Origin of the sequence: uncultured Veillonella sp. (assembly GCF_937981445.1) — a bacterium.
In the GTDB taxonomy this organism is placed as follows: domain Bacteria; phylum Bacillota; class Negativicutes; order Veillonellales; family Veillonellaceae; genus Veillonella_A.
Window position 1 is genome coordinate 42,298 of the sequence record NZ_CALJON010000051.1, and the last position, 20,811, is coordinate 63,108.

The window sequence follows — 20,811 nt, forward strand, 5'->3', positions numbered from 1 at the left end:
TACACATCCTTTCATTGTTACATTATACCAAATCGCCTAGAACAAGCCAAATATAAGACGATTTCATTTCGACTAGCGGCTCTTTAGACATAGTTAATTCCACTAGTAGTCTTTTAGAAGCATTTAATTCTATTAATAATCTTTTAGAAGCATTTAACTCTACTAATAATCTTTTAGAAACATTTAATTCTGCTAATAATCTTTTAGAGACTTGAATGCTATTACCAATCTTTAATAAGTTCTAAAAATTCCGCTTCAGTGACTACACGAATGCCTAAGGATTCAGCCTTAGTTAATTTACTACCTGCTTCTTCACCAGCAATAACCATAGTCGTCTTTTTACTTACTGAACCCGTTATTTTGGCCCCATGTTTAGCTAAGAGCTCACCTGCTTCTTTCCGCCCCATACTAGATAATGTGCCCGTAAGAACAATGGTTTCACCTGCTAGTTCATCCCCTTGAGGGGCTTCAATAACTTCCTCCATTACTACGCCAAGGCTCCGTAATTCTTCAATTAATTCACGATTATGTTCATCCTTAAAGAACTGAGTCAAACTGGCCGCCATAGTAGGTCCAATTTCAGCTACATTGGTAAATTCTTCTTCAGTCGTCTTCATTAATACATCCATAGATGGGAATTGTTGTGCAATGGTTTGTCCTGCCTTGGCACCAATGAGGCGAATGCCTAGGGCAAATAAAAGTCGACCAAGGCCACGACTCTTAGAGTCATTAATGGCTTTAAGTAAATTTTGAGCTGACTTTTTACCCATTCTCTCCATTGTAATGAGTTGTTCTTCTGTAAGCTTGTATAAATCAGCTACGGTAGCAATTAATTTATACCGAATGAGACTCTCTACAATACTAGGCCCTAACCCTTCGATATTCATGGCATCGCGCGAGGCAAAGTGAATCATCTTCTCTTTTTCCACAGCCGGACAATGAGGATTACTGCAGCGTACTGCTACTTCCCCGTCACGGCGCACCGTAGGAGATTCACAAATAGGACATTGACTTGGCATCGTAAAGACCACTTCTGTGCCAGTTCGCTTTTCCGGTAATGCCTTAATAACTTCAGGAATAATTTCAGCAGCCTTATGAATCATTACATGGTCGCCAATGCGTATATCTTTTTCTACAATAAAGTCTTCATTGTGAAGGGTCGCTCGTGCCACATTGGTGCCACTTACAAATACAGGCTCTAGTTCTGCCGTAGGCGTTAAAACACCAGTACGGCCAATATTAATAGTAATATCTTTGACGATAGTTTCCACTTCTTCAGGGGCATATTTAAATGCCGTTGCCCAACGTGGATCTTTTACAGTGGCACCTAATTGCTCTTGATCTTCAAAGCTATTTACCTTAATTACCATACCATCTGTATCATAGGGTAAATTATGTCGCTCTGTGTCCCAATACGCAATGCGCTGCGCCACTTCATCGATTGTGTGGCACAAGGTATAATGAGGATTTACATGAAAATGATACGATTCTAAAGCCTTTAATAGCTCCTGTTGGGAGTGAATATTGGACCCCTCTTCCATGCCAATGGCATAGGCAAAAAAGTCTAAATTGCGACTTGCGGTTACCGCTGGATCAAGTTGGCGTAAGGATCCTGCTGCGGCATTTCGAGGATTTACAAAAGTAGCTATACCAGCTGCTTCTCGCTCTTCATTAATGCGTTGAAATTCCTTATGAGGCATATAGGCTTCACCGCGAATTTCTATGTATGGCGGTGCATTTTCAATATATAAAGGAACTGATTGAATGGTGCGCACATTGGCGGTCACATCTTCACCTACACGGCCATCACCACGAGTTACAGCTCGTACAAGTAAGCCATTTTCATAGTGAATATTAACAGCCAAGCCATCAATCTTAAGCTCTACTACATAGTCAGGCGTATGTCCTAACTCTTTTGATACGCGCTGCCCAAAAGCTTTTACTTCGTCTTCATTAAACACATTGCTAAGACTTAGCATAGGGCGGCCATGAATGACTTTAGGAAAATCACCACTTAATTTGGCTCCCACGCGCTGCGTTGGTGAATACGAAGTGATGTAATCTGGATGGGCCGCCTCTAATTCTACGAGTTCACGATATAATCGATCATACTCATAGTCTTCCATTTCAGGCGCATCTTTTACATAATACAAATACCCACAATGTGCCAATAAGGCTTGAAGTGCATGGGTCTTCTCTTCCTCATTAGTAGCGCTCGTATAGCGAGCTTTTAACTTATTTAACTCTGTCATCATCTGTCTCCTACTAAATAATGGTGACTTATTTATACATTTACAAGCTTACACTTTTTCAATAGGTGCAAACTTTGCCATTATAATACGTACACCTTGGGTAGGGAAATTTATTTTTAATTTCATCCCTGACCCACTGCCCTGTACTTCAATGACTGTGCCTTCACCCCACTTGCTATGATTAGCAGTATCACCTACTTGCCAATCTGCCACTACAGGATTGCGTACCACTGGTTTTGTGACTGGTCTTGATAAGACTGACATATGAGGTGGTACATGGCGTTTAATTTCATCAGGAATGCGCCGCTTTGCACGCAATTCTTCAATAAATTCACTAGGGATTTCTTTTAAAAAGCGCGATGGCAAATAACTATTGGTACGACCGAATACAGTGCGTGTAGTCGCATTGAGCATATAAAGCTCCTTTTCAGCCCGCGTAATCCCTACATAGCAGAGGCGTCGTTCTTCTTCAATTTCTTCTGGATTCATAAGTGTACGACTGTGTGGGAACAAGCCTTCCTCTAAGCCAGCTAAGAAAACGATAGGGAACTCCAAGCCCTTAGCAGAGTGCAAGGTCATTAATGTTACTTTTGAGTCTGCTTGCTCATATGTATCCACATCATTAACTAAGGCCACTTGTTCCAAAAAGTCCTGCACTGTACCATTAGGATTTTCATCTAAGAAAACTTTGGCCACAGAAAGTAATTCACCAATATTTTCTACGCGCGCTTCATCTTGTGGATCAGTACTCGCTTCTAACTCTTTTAGATAGCCTGTTTGCTCCAAAATCTCTTCTAGTAACTGCAACACAGTAAACTCTTCCATACGGGACACTAAAGTAAAAATTAAAATGCTAAACGCTTCTAATTTCTCGCGTGTTTTACCCTTAATTGTAGGAATTTGGTCTAAAATCGTCAAAGACATAAACAGAGAATTGCCTGTTTCTCTAGCAAATTCTTGTAGTTTTGACACTGTTGTGGCCCCAATACTACGTTTTGGTACATTAATGATGCGTATTAAACTCAAATCATCAAAAGGATTGAAAATAACCTTTAAATAGGCCAGTACATCTTTAATTTCTTTGCGGTCATAGAACTTCGTTCCACCCACCATGGTATAAGGAATACCACGTTTAATTAACCCTTCTTCAAGAGCACGAGACTGGGCATTAGTACGATATAAAATAGCCATATCACCATATGGCACATCATGCGTCTCATGTTCTTTAGCAATTGTCTGGCTAATGAAAGCCGCTTCTTCTTGCTCAGATTGGGCCGTAAAATGACGAATTTTCGCGCCCAAGTCTTTATCAGTCCACAAATTCTTTTCTGGACGTCCTTCATTATTTTCTATCACTGCATTCGCTGCTTCCAAAATAGTTTTTGTAGAGCGATAATTTTGTTCTAATTTAATAGACTTACAATTAGGATAATCCTTTTCAAAGTCTAAAATATTTTGAATATCGGCGCCACGCCAAGCATAAATACTTTGGTCCGCATCCCCTACTACACAAATATTGCCCCAATTAGAAGCCAATAAATGAGCTAAAGTATACTGTGCATGGTTCGTATCTTGATACTCATCAATCATAATATAACGGAAGCGTCCACTGTATTTTTCTAAAATATCTTCACGGCTTTGTAATAATTTTACTGCCACCAATAATAAATCATCGAAATCTAGCGCATTATTTTTACGCAACTCGCGCTCATAATATTCATATACATCGGCTACTTTTTGACTATAAAAATCACGCGCTTCTAAGCGGAAATCACGAGCAAATAACAAGCGATTCTTCGCATCAGATATTTGGCTCATCATAGCATTTACAGGATAGTATTTATCGTCCAAGTTCAGCGCCTTCAAAGCAGCCTTAATAACAACTTGTGAATCACCGGTATCATAAATTGTAAAATTTTTGCTGTAACCTAAAAAATTATCTAACTCAAATCTTAAGAATTTAGCACAAAAGGAGTGAAATGTACTAAGCCAAATACGATCTGCCAAGGAGCCCACAATATCTTCAACACGACTCTTCATTTCCTTTGCTGCCTTGTTAGTAAATGTAATCGCTAATATTTCATATGGATTGACTCCTTGTTCTAATAAATAGGCGATGCGATAGGTTAACACACGTGTTTTACCAGAGCCTGCACCGGCAACAATGAGCAATGGCCCTTCAGTCGTTCTAACTGCTTCTTGTTGTTCTTTATTTAGACCTTCAAATAATGTTTGACTCATAACTAACCTTTCTTTTACAACCTATATAGAACGAACAAAAACGTTGCTAAGAGCAACGTTTTCGTCCTTGTATACTAACTAGCCCTATGTAGCTAATTATTCTTATTTCATAGCTCCTAAAATTTGAGGAACAATTTGTTTCTTACGAGATAAAGTATTAGGCAAGAATACTTCTTGGTCTTTTACTTCTTTGCCAAAAGCATTAGCTACTACAGTATCTACATCACCAGCGAATAACAAATTAGTACTTTCTTTAAGAATATCTGTTACCATGATGTAAGACGCTGCATAGCCATTAGAAGAACGTAATTCTTCAAGAGCTACTAATAAATCAGCTTTACGAGTCAATACATCATCAGCATTCATAGTCGTAAGCTGACCAATGCTAATTACTTGGCCATTAGCAGTAAATTCTTTCATATCTGTGCGTACAATCTTTTCATCGCTAAAATCAGATACATCTGCACCAGCTTTTAACATTTCAAGACCATAGGCTTCCAAATCAACACCAGCAATTTCAGCTAATTTTTTAGCTGTTTCTTTATCTTTAGGTGTGCAAGTTGGAGAACGGAACAATACAGTATCAGAAATAATAGCAGATAATAATACACCTGCGATTTGTTTAGGAATTTCTTGACCATATTGCCAATAGAAATTGGCAATAATTATGCAGGAACAACCTACTGGTTCGTAATGAATAAAAATAGGGTTTTCAGTTGTTAAACCACCAATGCGATGATGGTCAATATTTTCAATAATTTCTGCATCTTCAATATCATCGATGATTTGTACTTTTTCATTGTGGTCTACAAGGATTACTTTTTGTTTTTCCTTTAGTGCTTCCACATTGGCACGTACCATGCCAAGATAGGTGTCTCCTTCAACTACAGGGAATGCGCCAGCATGACCGCGATCAAATTCTTTTAATTTTAAATCCCCATCAATTACTTGGCAACCAGCTTTAGATACCATATCGCCAGCTTTTACGTCTTTATTATCTTGCCATGCAGCACTTAGGGCTTCAATCAAATGCTTAGGCATAATAACACCTACGAACTTGTCGCCATCAACTACAGGGACACGGTTCATATCATGTTCTTCACGCCATGCAAGAACTTCTTTTAACCCAGCCGTAGCAGGAACAGCTGGCACCTTTTCCACGACATCTTTAATGCGTACAGCAAAGCTAGTTACGATTGGTGGATGTTCAATACCGAAATGATTTAGCACAAAGCTTGTTTCTTTATTAGCAGGACCTGCGCAAATCGCTTTCGCAGGAATACCCATTTGATTTTTTAAATTTGCATAACCTAAAGCAGAACAAAAAGAGTCTGTATCAGGACTTTTATGACCAGTTACTAAAATTACTTCATTACTCATGATTTCACCTCTTAAATAAATACAATGAACTTGCATTTGTCATCTATATATTATAGCATATTTTACTTTCTTTCTGTATGCATAAGAGCAGCAATTTTAATAAAATTACCATTCTTTTTATCATTACAAAAAATCATCATAGCCTGATTTATTTTATTTAAAACTATTAAATAATTCTCCCAAAGCCCCTAAAGCGATGGCAAATAAATAAAACTACTTCTGAAAAGTCTCCTTAACCATACTTCCGAACTGAAAGGTCCATTAAACGCAAGTTCGCCCCCTTTCTTAAGCACATGTCCGAACTGCCACCCTCCTTAAACGCATGTCCGAACTGTCTCCCTCCTTAAACGTACGTCCGAACTGCCCACCCTCCTAAACGTACGTCCGAACTGAAGGTCCCTTAAACACAATTTCGAAAAGACCTCTTAATCCTCCACTAAAAGCAATAAAAAACACTACTAGCGATTGCATTTCACTAGTACTGCTTTTATTTGTGATGAAGATGATAAAAAGTAGTTTCAATCCGTTGGGGAATCAAGCTCTTATAAGAAGAATATAAAGTTTGCTACAACTAAGGTAATACCAGCACCGATCATTGGGATCGCTGTACGTTTTACAAGGTCAAAGGACGAAATCCCGGCCATACCAGACGCTACTACAATTACAGCTGTAATTGGAGAAATAGCACGGAACGCACTGGCAATAAAGTGCATTGGCAAAATCATAAGTACAGTTGATACGCCCGTATGAGCGGCAATATTTGGTACTAAGTTAGCAAAAGCGAAGAATGGCGCATTACCAGAACCCATAACTACGGCAGAAATACCGATGATGGAAACCATAACTAGAGTAATACCAATACCACCAAAGCCTGATGTTTTAGCCCATTCGATGAGGGCATCAATAGTACCGATGGACATTAAATCTTTAGCAAAGATTTCACCAGCTACGATAAGGCTGACTACATTCGCCATTTGACGACCCATGCCATCAAAGTAAACTTGTAAATCTTCCATGGCCTTTTTACCATCAAGAGTGCGAATAAATTGGAAGATCATACCTACTGTAGTCCCTACAAACATAGCTACAATAATATTCATCTTAATCCAGGAAATCCATAAACTAGAGAAGGAAAGAATAAGTGCTAATGGGATAATTGGAAGAATCGCATAATAAATAGGTGCTTCTTTCTTCAAATCTTCATTAGTCATCTTATCTTCGTTTACACTACCAGCTTGTGCTTGAACTATATGACCATCGCGTTTATCCATATATTTTTGAGTAAAATAATGCAATACTGCGACTACTGGGATAACGCATAAAGCTACTGGCACTTGATAGGAATGCCAATACGTTACAGGGTCAATATTAGCAAGTTCAGCTGCGAAAATTGTACCTGTATCACTAGGGCTCCAGTCTAAGCAAAGAGTCGTAGCAATAGCTGCTGTAGCAGATAATTTACTTACTCCAAGAGCTGTTAATACAGGATACATAGTAACCATTAATAACATGGCAAGACCGGAAGCACTATTGATCGCAAGACCAATTACCATACCAAGTATCCAACAAGCACTTAATACGATGTATGGAGACTTCAATGTCTGCAATGGTTTAATCGTTAATGTTACGAGCGCACGGGACGCACCAATGTGGTCCATATAGCGAGCAAAACCACCTACGGCCATAATATTTAAGCCTAATTTAGCAGCGCGACTACTGAACAGATTCTTGATTTGTTCAAAAATGTCAAAAATAAAACTGCCTGTTGACTGCTTAGCTGGAATAATTTCACCATAACCAAGCAAATGGGATAGTACTAAGAGTATCATACCACCAAGCAAGAGCACAGCCTGTGCCTTGTAGCGCTTAAATACTAGTAGGCCAACCCACAGAATTACTACTAACGAAATAGCAATATTCATAAACACTACCTCCATCAACACATAAATAAAAGGACTCCCTTTCAACTGATTCTACTTGATTATGATTATATCATAGATGTATAAATATTACTCATACTAGAAATGCATATTATTAATAGTTAATTAAGTAAATTATATATTCTATATTATTTTATCTAAACATTACCACCATCACAAAACATTCATCCTCTACATAAAGACTTTATATATTCTCGGTCATATCTAGTATAAGAAAAAGACCGATGCAAAATTGCATCGGTCTTTATTATAAAAGTTAATAACAATAACTTATTTTAATACTTTAGTTATTTAAACTATATTCACGCTAAATTAAATACAGTCCCTGAGTCTATTAACTTTTCTTATTTTTTCTTACCTAATCCAATCTTCTCAATCATAATGAAAAGCATTGGAATTACGAAAATACCGAAGATGGTAGCACTTGTCATACCAGCTACTACAGTAATACCCATGGATACACGAGCACCAGCACCGGCACCACTAGAAATAGCCAATGGAATACAACCTAGAATAAATGCTAAAGACGTCATCAAAATTGGGCGTAGACGAATCTTAGCCGCTTCAATAGCTGCATCAACAATGCGCATACCACGTTGATCCACACGAATCTTCGCATATTCAATAATCAGAATGGCATTCTTCGCGGCCAAACCAACGAGAGTTAGCAAACCAATCTGCAAGTATATATCATTAGTCAAGCTATAGCTACCAGTTAAATTGAGCAAGAACGGAGCTACCGCTGCACCAACAATCCCTGAAGGCACAGAGAATAATACGGCAAATGGTACTTTCCAAGATTCGTATAAGGCAGCTAACACCAAGAATACGAAGACAATACCCATGCCCAAGATCAAGGCAGTTTGACTACCGGATTTAACTTCTTCACGGGATTGTTCAGCCCACTCAAAGGTATAACCTTGTGGAAGATTTTGAGCTGCTTCTTCAAGTGCCGCAATAGCATCACCAGAACTGTAACCAGGACCTTCACTACCACCAATTTTAACAGCTGGATAGTTATTAAAACGAGTAATTGTAGATACGGATGTGGTTGCTGTAGAGGTAATATAGTTAGATACAGGAATTAAAGTACCACTGCTATTGGCTACATAAATATTACTATTCATTTCAGGAGAAATACGATAGTCTTGATCTGCCTGAATAACTACTTTATAGTTTTTACCGAATTCAGTAAAGTCATTAACCTGAATACCACCATAGAAACCTTGAAGTGTAGTAAAAATATCACTTACATTAACACCATCGCGAGCTGCTTTATCACGATTGATTTGGAAGTCATAAGATGGTGTGCCATCACTATAGGTTGTATAGATAGAAGCAAATACAGGTTTTTGACGCGCTTCACCTAAGAATTGGTTTACAACTTGCGCCATTTCTTCCGGTGTATCGCCTGCTTTATTGATAATGTACATGGAGAAACCACCCGTACTACCAAGACCTGGAATTGGAGGTGGATTCAAGGCAAGTACAGTACCTTCCGGTACATTTGCTGCCGCAAAGCCCATAGTTTTACCTAATTTAGCATTAATGTCCTGCCCTACACCTGTACGTTCACCCCAATCAGTCAACGTAGCAAAGATAATACCAGCACTTGTTTTCTGGCCCCCACCTAAAATATCGAAACCAGATACACCAATATTACCTTTAATATCTTTATCTTCTTGTAGGAACTCACTAACTTTACTAATTACACTTAGTGTACGAGACGTAGTCGCACCATCTGGAAGTGTAATGGCAATCATGTAGTAACCACTGTCCTCTGCTGGAACGAAGGCGGAAGGTAATACTCTAAATACGCCTACAGACACTAAGGCAAAAGCTACTAAGGCAACTATAGTAATCCATAAATGACGAGCTAATTTAGCTAAGCGATAACCATACCAATCACTAAATTTATCTAGCCATTCGTTGAATTTATTAAGCCCGCGATGAATGAAGTTTTCCTTTTCTGTTGGCTTATGAGGACGAAGCATCATAGCACAGAGAGCTGGTGTTAAGGTCAAGGCTACGAACGCCGAAATGCCCACTGACACGGCAATAGTCAAGGCGAACTGTTTATATAAAATACCTGTCATACCACCCATAAAGGATACTGGAATAAATACAGATGCCAATACAAAGGCGATACCAATTACTGGGCCTTGTACGTTCTGCATAGCGGCAACAGTTGCATCATGAGGGTTCTTGCCATTGACTTTAATTTCATATTCAACGGCTTCAATAACTACAATCGCATCATCGACTACGAGACCAATGGCCAATACCATGGCAAAGAGAGTCAATGTATTAATTGTAAAGTCTAATACTTCAAACGCTGCAAATGTACCAAGCAAGGATACTGGTACAGCAATCATCGGAATCAAAGTAGATCGCCATGACTGCAAGAAGATATACACAATAATGGCAACTAAGAGTAAGGCTTCTACGAAAGTATGAATAACTTCTTCAATAGATGCCGTTACGAATTCCGTATTATCTACGACAATTTGTAACTCTACATCAGGTGGTAAACTTTTTTCCTGTTCAGCTAAGATTTTCTTAACTTCAGAAATTGTTTGAATCGCATTCGCATCATTTGTTAAGGAAATGGCGAACACGGCTACTGGTTTACCTTCCCCAACAGCAGATACGCTGTAGCTCTTGGCACCTAAGTTAATAGTTGCCACATCTTTTAAGCGTAATAAATTACCATTACTATCTTTTTTGATAATAATATTGCCAAATTCTTCAGGTGAAGTCAAACGACCGGCCAAAGTGATTGGCATTGTTTTTTGCTGCAATGAAGGTGTTGGGTCAGCCCCAATAGTACCAGCTGCAGCCTGTTTATTTTGACTCGAAATTACATTGTTAATTTCTGCTACTGTTACATTATGCTGCGCCATCTTTGTTGGATCGAGCCATACACGCATAGCAAAGTCAGCACCGAACTCCTGCACACTACCAATACCATCAATGGATTTAATTTCATCCATCATATAGTTAGATGCATAGTTCTTTAAGAATGTTTCATCATATGTTTCATTTGGTGATTTTAAAGCAAATACCAACGACATATCGCCTGTAGATTTAGTAGTTGTTACCCCGATAGTCTGAACTTCTGTTGGCAAGGACGCAAGTGCACGTTGCACACGGTTTTGTGTATTAACCGTATCCATGTCGGCGTCAGTACCTTGGTCGAACTGAACTGTTAGGGAATACGTACCATTACTTGTACTTGTAGATAACATGTAGTCAAAGTCTTGTACACCAACGATTTGGCTTTCAATAACTGATGCTACCGTATCACTTACAACTGATGCAGAGGCACCAGTGTAAGTAGCATCAACCTGTACTTGCGGTGGCGTAATTTCTGGATACCGCGCAACTGGCAAGGTAAACATTGAAATAGCACCAACAATAGTAATAATCAGCGATATAACGATGGCGAATATAGGTCGGTTAATAAAAAATTTCGACACGATATACCCCCTTATTTATTAGTTGATTCTAATTGTCCTTTAGTAACTTCAGTGCCTTTTACCTTCACGCCATTACGAACTTTAGTCAAGCCGTCAACAACGATAGTTTGGCCAGATTTTACACCGCTAGTTACAATTGTATAAATACCTTGTGTACCACTTGTTTCAATTGGAACCTGCGTTACCGTACCAGATTCATCAACTACGAATACAAAGGATTTATTAAGTACTTGTGTAATTGCCTTAGTAGGAACTAAGATAGCATTCTTAATGATGTCGCCAGGAGAAATAACGGTAGCGTACATATTAGGAATTAACAAGCGATTTGGATTTGGGAAGGATGCCTTAAACACTAATTGCCCAGAAGAGCTGTCTAGGTTTTTAGCGGCTTCTGTAATAGTACCAGTGTATTGATATGTACTACCATCAGCAAGACGAAGTTGTAAAGATTTATTCGTCATATCAGAACCACTTGTTTTCATAAAGTTCAAGTATTCCGATTCACTCATACTGAATTGTACATACACTGGATCTACAGAGTTTAATGTAACAAGAGTTGTAGAACCAGCTGTTACATACGTACCAAGGTCCACATCATCCATTTGTAATGTACCATCAAATGGTGCGTAAATTACTACGTCTTCTAAATTATCTTGTGCAATACGAACAGACGCTTCATTAGCTGCTAAAGCGGCACGTTGTTGTTCTGCTGTACTTGCTTGCGTATCAAGAGTTTGACGTGCAATCGCATCTTGATCTGCTAACTGTTGGTAACGCTGTAAATCGCGTTCAGCATTTAAATACGATGCATTACTGCTAGCAGCAGTAGCTTGTGCACTTGCTAAATTAGCTTCATATTGACGGGAGTCTAAACGGAACAATGGTTGCCCCTTTACAACTTGCTCCCCACCTTTAACATATTTTTCCACCACATGACCAGACACACGTGCATGAATAGCTGTGCTGTTCTGAGCTGTTACAGTACCATTAAATGATACTGGAATTTGTGTATCAGCAGTGGCAATTTTGTAGGTGTTAACAGCGATTTCACCTTGTTGCTGTTCTTGCTTACCACAACCAGCAAGAACCATGACCATCGCCATAATGCCTACAACAGCTCCGAAATAACGAAACTTACTCATTATTTTCCTCCTCAGTTAAAATTCCGTGTAACACAATATCTACAATATCTTCGAATAGTTCAAAGCAATATTCAGGATTTCGATTTGAATCCCTTAACACTGTTTGCACTATACTTTTCAACATGTTCACCAACACTTGGGCATTGAATTGACGGCATACACCCAACTCAATTTGTTTTTCTAAAAATACTTCCAGCTCTTTCCAATCTTCCTCCATAACACGCTCAACTTGTTCAATCAAAGATGGAATAGCTGCAAACATAACGCGATATTGGTCGCCTCGAATCGTATTATTTACATCAAGTTTAGTGAAGTATTTGCGTAATTTCTCTTCAAAACCCAACGATTCATCAGCTAAAATCTCATGATGTAAGCGGTGATACTCATGAGCACGCGCTACTACAATCTTTTCAATGATTTCATTCTTCGAATAAAAGTTTTCATACAAAGTACGTTTACTAATGTTTAATCGCTTAGCTAAATCATCCATGCGAAACGATGCGCCATGAAGTTCTATTTCTTTTACGGCCGCTTCAAGAATTCTCTTTTTCATTGTCCCCTCCTAACACACCTTTTACAACACATATACTTTTACTTAGTAGTTTAGTACTCTATTCATTTCTTAACTATACTGATTATTTGAAAACCATTTTGAAAACTCTAGTACCATACATCAGTTTATCGAAAATATGCATTGTTGTCAATATAATTCGAAGGAAATAGATGCAAAGTTTTCAATTTACCTATTCCCCTTTTGCCATCATATGATTAGGACTCAAACTATATTAGATTTATTAAATTGCATGCACTTAAATTGACTAAAATAATTATATGTAGTACAATGATTATACAAACATACAAACAGTAAATTACATACTATTTTTAAAACAACACTGATTTAAAAGAAAGGATTATATTATGGCATTACATAACTCAATAAAAGGATCTCAATTCGAAGAAATTTTTACTAGCTCACTTCAAGGTGAACTATTTGGCGTAAAAATGTACATGGCCTTGGCGCAACTAGCTAAACAGCAAGGATTAGATGATGCTGCTGAACTGTTCCACCACATTGCAGTGCAAGAAGGTGAACATGCTGGCATGTATGCCATCGCCAATGGCGAAGTAGCTGAAGATTTCTGGGACTTAGTAAAACAAATCAAAGACCTAGAAGAAGCAGCCGATGAAAAATTGTCTGCCCGCGCTGATGAACTTAAGGTAGCCGGCTTTGAAGACGCTGCTAAGGAAGTCGCTCGTATTGCAAAAGAAGAAGAGCAACACGGCGTTTTATTAGCTGATTTGTTAAAAAAATATAATAAATAATATCCTCGATTATAGATTAATGCAAATAAGATACATCTTCTATAAAATAAACTACTTAACGTACTCTATCTAAAATTAGATAATGTTAGATAGTTTTATATAGTGAGATCTATATAGTAAAATACATATTAATATGTAACAAAAAATATAAAGTAAAAACCTCATCTAGTAAGATATGCAAAGTCTTACATTAGATGAGGTTTTTACTTTATGACAATCTTAGATATGCCTAATTTAGATTGGCTTAATGTACATTAATCTAATTTAGATTCGCTTAATGTACATTAGCTTAATTTATATTGGCTTAATAATTCGTTAGGTCATTCGTGTCATTATTCATATTTTTCTGGATCAAGTTCTCCCGTCATACGATTTCGTAAATCGCGACGTGCCACTTCCATAATCCACAACCACCATAAATGGCCAAATAATTCAGATAGATGTTCATCAAATGGAATTTCTGGCAATGGCGGAACAAGCCCCATTAAAGGCATTACAATGACATGAGCAAACAAATAAATAAAGAAGCCAAATACGCACCCTTGCCACATTTTAATACGTGGCCAATATTCAGCAATCACGCAGTACATTACACCGAATACAACAGAAAATAATACATGAACGATAAATACATCCAATGGTAAATGTACGCCTGAGAAGGTATAAGACAAATCAGATGTATGGAACATATCGAGAACAACTTTTGGCGGTGTTACGTGTTCCATAGCCCCAATTGGCCAGAAAACATCTGGATTACGTGGCGGAAATGGTACTTCCCACCCCCACTTAGCAATAGCACCAATAATACCTACAATAATACCGATAAGTACAGATAAACCTACACGGCGACGACTTGGCTCTGTGATGTAATTAAAACCTACTTTCATCACAAATCCCCCTTTCTACTTCTTTTTACAAGTTAACAAACCATTACTTGAAAAACAGTATCAGTATACCACCATCGGATTCTATAGTATAGAGACTATTTTATATAAATCAATCATACTTAATATGCTTAGAGGTAAAATTTTTATTTGACTTAACTCTATAAAACTTTACTTTATGCGATTTTGACTTTATATGCTTTTATTTTATACTAAGGTCTTCATATAAAACGTACGACACACTGCTTAATGCAATACTTCTTCAAGTGATGTTTCATATGCTTTTACAAGATTCTTATTATATGGAGATAAAGTATCTAAAAAAGCTTCATTGTTGGCCTTGTGCTCATCATAATTCTCATCATAATGATAAATTGCCTCTAAAAGCCGATCTGCCCCTTCAAACGCATCAAACTCATTATAAAAATATCCTACATTTGCTTCTTTTAAGAATGGTGAGTTATGAACAAGTGGATAATTTCCATATAAAGCTTCATAATACGCATAATTAAGCCCTAATTCCCATTGAAAAGATAATACAATATCAGTATAGCGAGATAAAAAGTATGGCATTAAGTGACGGTTTTCCACAGTCATAATATTTTCTTTTACTAGCTTTGTATAACCTATAAAATTATGGAAGCCAGACACATTACGTTTATCATAAGTATTGCAAAGATATACATGTTCCAAGGCACTTTTGTCCCGCTTATATACTTCTTCTGCAATAAGTACCGGTGTATAACAATTTTTAACTACAGATGTATTAGGTTCAAACACTGACACTCTACGACCTGTTTTATTTTTATTTGGATTATAACCAAAATGAAGGCCTTCTTGTAATTGTTTTACTTGGCGATCAAAAAAGAAAGAATTCCAAATATGCGGTACTACACTTACTTTTGCATCAGTCATAATACTAATATAAGGAATATTAGTTTTAGCAACCTGAGGAATAACCCACACAGCATCATAAGTAGATCCATTAAACGCCCGTCCACCATCTTTATTAACTAAGAATTTTTCCATGTCCCATATAAAATCATTTCCCATGCGGAAAGAAATAATCTTAGTTCCATACTTACGAAATGCCTTTTCGTAAAATGGTTCTAAAGTAAGAGTACCTTCGATTAGTATATCCGTCGTTGCTACTACCTCTTCATATGGATATATTTTTACATCCATAGCATCTATTTCAAGTTCTTTAGGCAAAGTCTTAATATCGTTCCCCCAAAATACAAAGTAAACATCTTCTACAAAGGGAATTTGCATGAGTGCTTCCTTCATAAAATACATATTTTGTCCTGCACCATTTGACCAAATATGCTTATACGATGGGCCCCAAAAAAATGTAATTCCAATACGAATTTTCTCCTTCATCCTATGCTCCTTATAACACTAAACATATTAAAATAATTAATTTATTTAGATGAATTGCATTGCCACTAATTCAATTTTGCATGAATCGTACTACACTTATTATTTTATCATACTAAACCCTATATCATTTTACATCTATCAATTTGTATCCTCTATGAAAAAACTAGCAACTACTTCGATATACCAAAATATACTAAAGAGTTGCTAGTTTTCATTTTAGAAATACTTCTTATCTGTCAAAACAAGCTTATTTACTTACTAATTGTGCCACTAGAGCTTCTAATTTAGCTATACGCTCATTTTGAGCAGTTAATTCAGCTTGTTGCTGTTGAATTTGAGTTGCCTGTGTTTGATTAGCAGCCGTTAATTGATTAATACGTTGCTGTGCTTCCTTCCCTGCTAATTGTTGCGCTTCAGCCTTTTCTCTTTGTGAAGACGTGCCAAACTTCCAGGTAACACCCGCATTAGCCATTACTTTTGCATCATGATCGCCATAAGCTATACCAGCATTAAACATAGTAGAATCATTTACATAATGAGCTACCCCTAGAGCCATAGCATTATGACCACGATATGTGCCTACACCAGCCATAACTTGAGTTGGCTCAGCTGGATCATATTGAATTGGTTTCAAAGCGCTTAATGATGCACTCAAGGAGCCTACATTTCTAATTTCCTTAGTCAAAGAGCTATTCATAGAATTCAACTGACGAACATTAACAGCATCAGTATCATTAATCCCATCAGCTACATTAGTAATACGACGTTCATTGCCAACAGAACCTACTGATACAGTATTCTCTTCATTAGCTACTGAATTAGCCCCTAATGCGACAGAGTTATTTGCACTAGCCTGAGAATTTGCACCTAATGCAGTAGCACCTGTTGCAGTTGCTTGTGCATTAGTGCCATAGGCAGTTGTATTATTTCCGATTGCCTGAGATCCCTTACCAGTTGCTAATGCACCTTCACCATCAATTGTGCCGCCTGAAATTCCACCAGAATTCAAAGTATCTAAGATGCTATTAGCTGTTGCGGCAGCATTGGTAGCTACAGTAGCACTACTTGCTGCTAATTGTGCGCTAGAATCTGCATTGTTTGCACTACTTTCTGCACTACTTGCACTAGTACTTGCTGCTGTTGCGCTAGATTCAGCATTGGATGCACTAGTGCTTGCTGCAGTTGCACTGGATTCCGCACTGGACGCACTAGAATTAGCTTCTACCGCACTGGATGCACTGCTTTGCGCACTATCAGCTGCCGAATTAGCACTAGAGTCTGCACGAGATGCACTTGAGTTAGCTGCTACCGCACTAGACGCACTACTTGTTGCGCTCTCCGCTGCTGCATTAGCACTCGACTCTGCACGAACTGCACTTGAATTAGCTTCTACCGCGCTAGAAGCACTACTTTGTGCACTACCAGCCGATGCAATTGCACTGGAATTCGCCGCTACTGCACTAGAAGCACTACTTGTGGCACTCTCTGCTGCTGCATTAGCACTAGAATTTGCACTACTTGCACTAGAATCAGCTGCTGTAGCACTAGTACTTGCACTGGATGCACTCGAATTAGCTGCTGTTGCACTAGATTCTGCATTACTTGCACTTGTAGATGCGCTGCTAGCACTAGATTCTGCATTAGTCGCACTCATGATTGCACTGGATGCACTCGAATTAGCTGCTGTTGCACTGGCACTCGCACTGCTTGCACTAGAGTCAGCTGCTGTTGCACTTGTACTTGCACTAGATGCGCTAGTTGACGCACTACTTGCACTAGAGTCAGCTGCTGTGGCACTTGTACTTGCGCTATTGGCACTAGTAGCGGCACTACTTGCACTAGAATCGGCTGCTATTGCGCTAGTACTTGCACTGGATGCACTGTCTGACGCTACCTTAGCACTGGATTCTGCATTACTTGCACTTGTAGATGCACTGCTTGCACTAGATTCCGCATTAGTCGCACTAATGCTTGCACTGGATGCACTCGAATCTGCTGCTGCGGCACTGGTACTTGCACTAGATGCACTAGAATCAGCTGCTGTTGCGCTTGTTGAGGCACTACTTGCGCTGGATTCGGCTGCTGTAGCGCTAGAACTAGCTGCTGTGGCACTTGTGCTTGCACTAGATGCACTAGAATCAGCAGCAGCTGCGCTTGTAGAGGCACTACTTGCACTGGATTCGGCTACTGTAGCGCTAGTACTTGCGCTATTGGCACTAGTTGAAGCACTGCTTGCACTGCTACTTGCTTCTGTTGCACTAGATTCTGCATTACTTGCACTTGTAGATGCACTGCTTGCACTGGTACTTGCACTGGATGCACTGTCTGACGCTACTTTAGCGCTAGATTCTGCATTACTTGCACTTGTAGATGCACTGCTAGCACTAGATTCCGCATTAGTCGCACTAATGCTTGCACTGGATGCACTGTCTGACGCCACCTTAGCGCTAGATTCTGCATTACTTGCACTTGTAGATGCACTGCTTGCACTGGTACTTGCACTGGATGCACTGTCTGACGCTACTTTAGCGCTAGATTCTGCATTACTTGCACTTGTAGATGCACTGCTAGCACTAGATTCTGCATTAGTCGCACTAATGCTTGCACTGGATGCACTCGAATCTGCTGCTGCGGCACTGGTACTTGCACTAGATGCGCTAGAATCGGCAGCACTTGCACTTGTGCTTGCACTGGATGCACTAGAATCAGCGGCTATTGCACTAGTACTTGCACTGGATGCACTGTCTGACGCTACCTTCGCACTAGATTCTGCAGTACTTGCACTTGTAGATGCGCTGCTAGCACTAGATTCTGCATTAGTCGCACTAATGCTTGCACTGGATGCACTTGAATTAGCTGCTGTTGCACTGGCACTCGCACTACTTGCACTGCTACTTGCTTCTGTTGCACTAGATTCTGCATTACTTGCACTTGTAGATGCACTGGTAGCACTAGATTCTGCATTAGTCGCACTAATGCTTGCACTGGATGCACTCGAATCTGCTGCTGCGGCGCTTGTAGAGGCACTACTTGCACTGGATGCGGCTACTGTGGCACTAGTACTTGCACTAGATGCACTCGAATCTGCTGCAGCTGCGCTTGTTGAGGCACTACTTGCACTGGATGCAGCTGCTGTGGCACTAGTACTTGCACTGGATGCACTAGAAACGGCTGCAGTTGCACTTGTACTTGCACTAGATGCGCTAGTTGAGGCACTACTTGCACTAGAATCGGCAGCACTTGCACTATTGCTTGCACTGGATGCGCTAGAGTCAGCTGCGGTGGCACTAGTAGCTGCACTTGATGCACTAGAATCAGCTGCTGTTGCACTGGTACTTGCGCTATTGGCACTAGTAGCGGCACTACTTGCACTGGAGTCTGCTGCTGTGGCACTGGTACTTGCACTAGATGCGCTAGAATCAGCTGCTGTTGCGCTTGTTGAGGCACTACTTGCGCTGGATTCAGCTGCTGTAGCGCTAGTACTTGCGCTATTGGCACTAGTTGAAGCACTGCTTGCACTAGTACTTGCACTAGATGCGCTAGAATCAGCTGCTGTCGCACTGGTGCTTGCATTATTGGCACTAGTAGCGGCACTACTTGCACTGGAGTCTGCTGCTGTGGCACTGGTACTTGCACTAGATGCGCTAGAATCAGCTGCTGTTGCACTCGTACTTGCGCTATTGGCACTAGTAGCGGCACTACTTGCACTGGTGCTTGCATTATTGGCGCTGGTTGAGGCACTACTTGCACTAGAATCGGCTGCTGTGGCACTAGCACTTGCACTAGATGCACTCGAATCTGCTGCAGCTGCGCTTGTTGAGGCACTACTTGCACTGGATTCGGCAGCTATCGCACTCGATGCACTACTTGTTGCACCACTTAATGCAGTATTAGCACCACTTAATGCAGTATTAGCACTACTTTCTGCATTACTTGCACTTGAAGCTGAAGATTCTGCTGAAGTAGCAGAAGATGATGCTGCAGCTGCGGCTTGATCTAATTTTTCTTGAGATTCTGTACTAAGACCTATCGTTAATACTTGCCTTGCTGTATTTCGATTAGGCCCCTCAACACCAACACCATTTTCATCTGTGGTATCATAGGCATTTAACGTAGTAGTAATACCATTAATACCACGTAATAGTAACCTGTAGCTACCTGTACTACCAGAATCCCAAGCAACATTGTTTGTACCATCCATAAACCCTTTATCCGCTGTAATTAAACTAGCATAAACAGCATGCTGAGATAGCATAGTAGTTCCTAACAGCACTGTTGCTACAGCTTTTCTTACTTTATTTTTAGAACTAGCAGCCTTAGCATGGGATTTTGCTAATTCAGAAGTAACAACGTAGCACCCTTTCGTTTTACTCCAAATAACTTTAAACACTCTATTCATAAAATCTTTCTCTCCTATATCAACAAACACAACTATAATATTTAAAATTAAAATGAATTATACTTATTTATACACTATATGTCAATCATTATTTTTAATGAGTAAACTTAAATATATTTTTTTAATCTATTTTTATAACATAATATAGCATAAATAAAGAATTAAATTAATTCTATTCTTTACGATAATAACAGGGACTTTTCCATTAATACGTAATCAACAATATAATAAACCATACAAATTATTATATTGTCTCACAACAATCAAAATAAACAAAATGTTAAACATAGATTTTTTATATATAGAACATTTAATTTAGCTTTTATATCTTATTTATAGGTTAATTTTATTAATTAATGATAAAATTCTACATATACTATAATTCAAATCA

General features: G+C 39.0%; 11 protein-coding genes and 1 pseudogene. 2 read left to right on the plus strand and 10 right to left on the minus strand.

Annotated features, from left to right (window positions below; genetic code table 11):
- Window positions 1–221: 221 nt before the first annotated feature.
- The 7 genes from ligA to Q0376_RS08095 all read right to left on the minus strand — a co-directional run bounded on the left by ligA (window position 222) and on the right by Q0376_RS08095 (window position 12,987).
- Complete coding sequence (gene ligA, locus Q0376_RS08065) at window positions 222–2,252, minus strand: NAD-dependent DNA ligase LigA (RefSeq protein WP_298706346.1); 2,031 nt, start codon at window positions 2,250–2,252, stop codon at window positions 222–224.
- Window positions 2,253–2,300: 48 nt separating this feature from the next.
- Complete coding sequence (gene pcrA / locus Q0376_RS08070) at window positions 2,301–4,493, minus strand: DNA helicase PcrA (RefSeq protein ID WP_298706348.1); 2,193 nt, start codon at window positions 4,491–4,493, stop codon at window positions 2,301–2,303.
- Window positions 4,494–4,595: 102 nt separating this feature from the next.
- Window positions 4,596–5,873, minus strand: coding sequence for a manganese-dependent inorganic pyrophosphatase (locus Q0376_RS08075; RefSeq protein WP_298706350.1), 1,278 nt, complete (start codon window positions 5,871–5,873; stop codon window positions 4,596–4,598).
- 542 nt (window positions 5,874–6,415) lie between these two features.
- Window positions 6,416–7,795 carry a C4-dicarboxylate transporter DcuC gene (gene dcuC, locus Q0376_RS08080; protein WP_298706352.1) on the minus strand — a complete coding sequence of 460 codons (1,380 nt, stop codon included), beginning with the start codon at window positions 7,793–7,795 and terminating at the stop codon, window positions 6,416–6,418.
- A gap of 362 nt (window positions 7,796–8,157) precedes the next feature.
- On the minus strand, window positions 8,158–11,292 hold the full coding sequence (locus Q0376_RS08085) for an efflux RND transporter permease subunit (RefSeq protein ID WP_298706354.1): 3,135 nt from the start codon (window positions 11,290–11,292) through the stop codon (window positions 8,158–8,160).
- Window positions 11,293–11,303: 11 nt separating this feature from the next.
- On the minus strand, window positions 11,304–12,434 hold the full coding sequence (locus Q0376_RS08090; protein ID WP_298706356.1) for an efflux RND transporter periplasmic adaptor subunit: 1,131 nt from the start codon (window positions 12,432–12,434) through the stop codon (window positions 11,304–11,306).
- Complete coding sequence (locus Q0376_RS08095) at window positions 12,427–12,987, minus strand: TetR/AcrR family transcriptional regulator (RefSeq protein ID WP_298706358.1); 561 nt, start codon at window positions 12,985–12,987, stop codon at window positions 12,427–12,429. The genes Q0376_RS08090 and Q0376_RS08095 overlap by 8 nt, the downstream gene beginning before the upstream one ends.
- 365 nt (window positions 12,988–13,352) lie before the next feature.
- On the opposite strand from Q0376_RS08095, the gene Q0376_RS08100 reads away from it, so the two are divergent.
- Window positions 13,353–13,757, plus strand: coding sequence for a ferritin family protein (locus Q0376_RS08100; protein WP_298706360.1), 405 nt, complete (start codon window positions 13,353–13,355; stop codon window positions 13,755–13,757).
- Window positions 13,758–14,089: 332 nt separating this feature from the next.
- Here the strand turns inward: Q0376_RS08100 and Q0376_RS08105 are convergent, their stop codons facing one another.
- Both Q0376_RS08105 and Q0376_RS08110 read right to left on the minus strand, forming a co-directional pair.
- Entirely contained in the window at window positions 14,090–14,644 is a 555-nt protein-coding gene (locus tag Q0376_RS08105) for a DUF1440 domain-containing protein (RefSeq protein ID WP_298706362.1), read from the minus strand.
- 243 nt (window positions 14,645–14,887) lie between these two features.
- Window positions 14,888–16,021 (minus strand): DUF2827 family protein, encoded by a 1,134-nt coding sequence (locus tag Q0376_RS08110; RefSeq protein WP_298706364.1) that lies wholly within the window; start codon window positions 16,019–16,021, stop codon window positions 14,888–14,890.
- A gap of 1,475 nt (window positions 16,022–17,496) precedes the next feature.
- Between Q0376_RS08110 and Q0376_RS08115 the strand changes: the two genes are divergently transcribed.
- Window positions 17,497–20,016, plus strand: coding sequence for a hypothetical protein (locus Q0376_RS08115; RefSeq protein ID WP_298706366.1), 2,520 nt, complete (start codon window positions 17,497–17,499; stop codon window positions 20,014–20,016).
- Between the two features lie 272 nt (window positions 20,017–20,288).
- Here Q0376_RS08115 and Q0376_RS09330 read toward each other — a convergent pair.
- A pseudogene (locus Q0376_RS09330) lies at window positions 20,289–20,420 on the minus strand (ESPR domain-containing protein); the annotation flags it as partial.
- Between the last annotated feature and the right edge of the window lie 391 nt (window positions 20,421–20,811).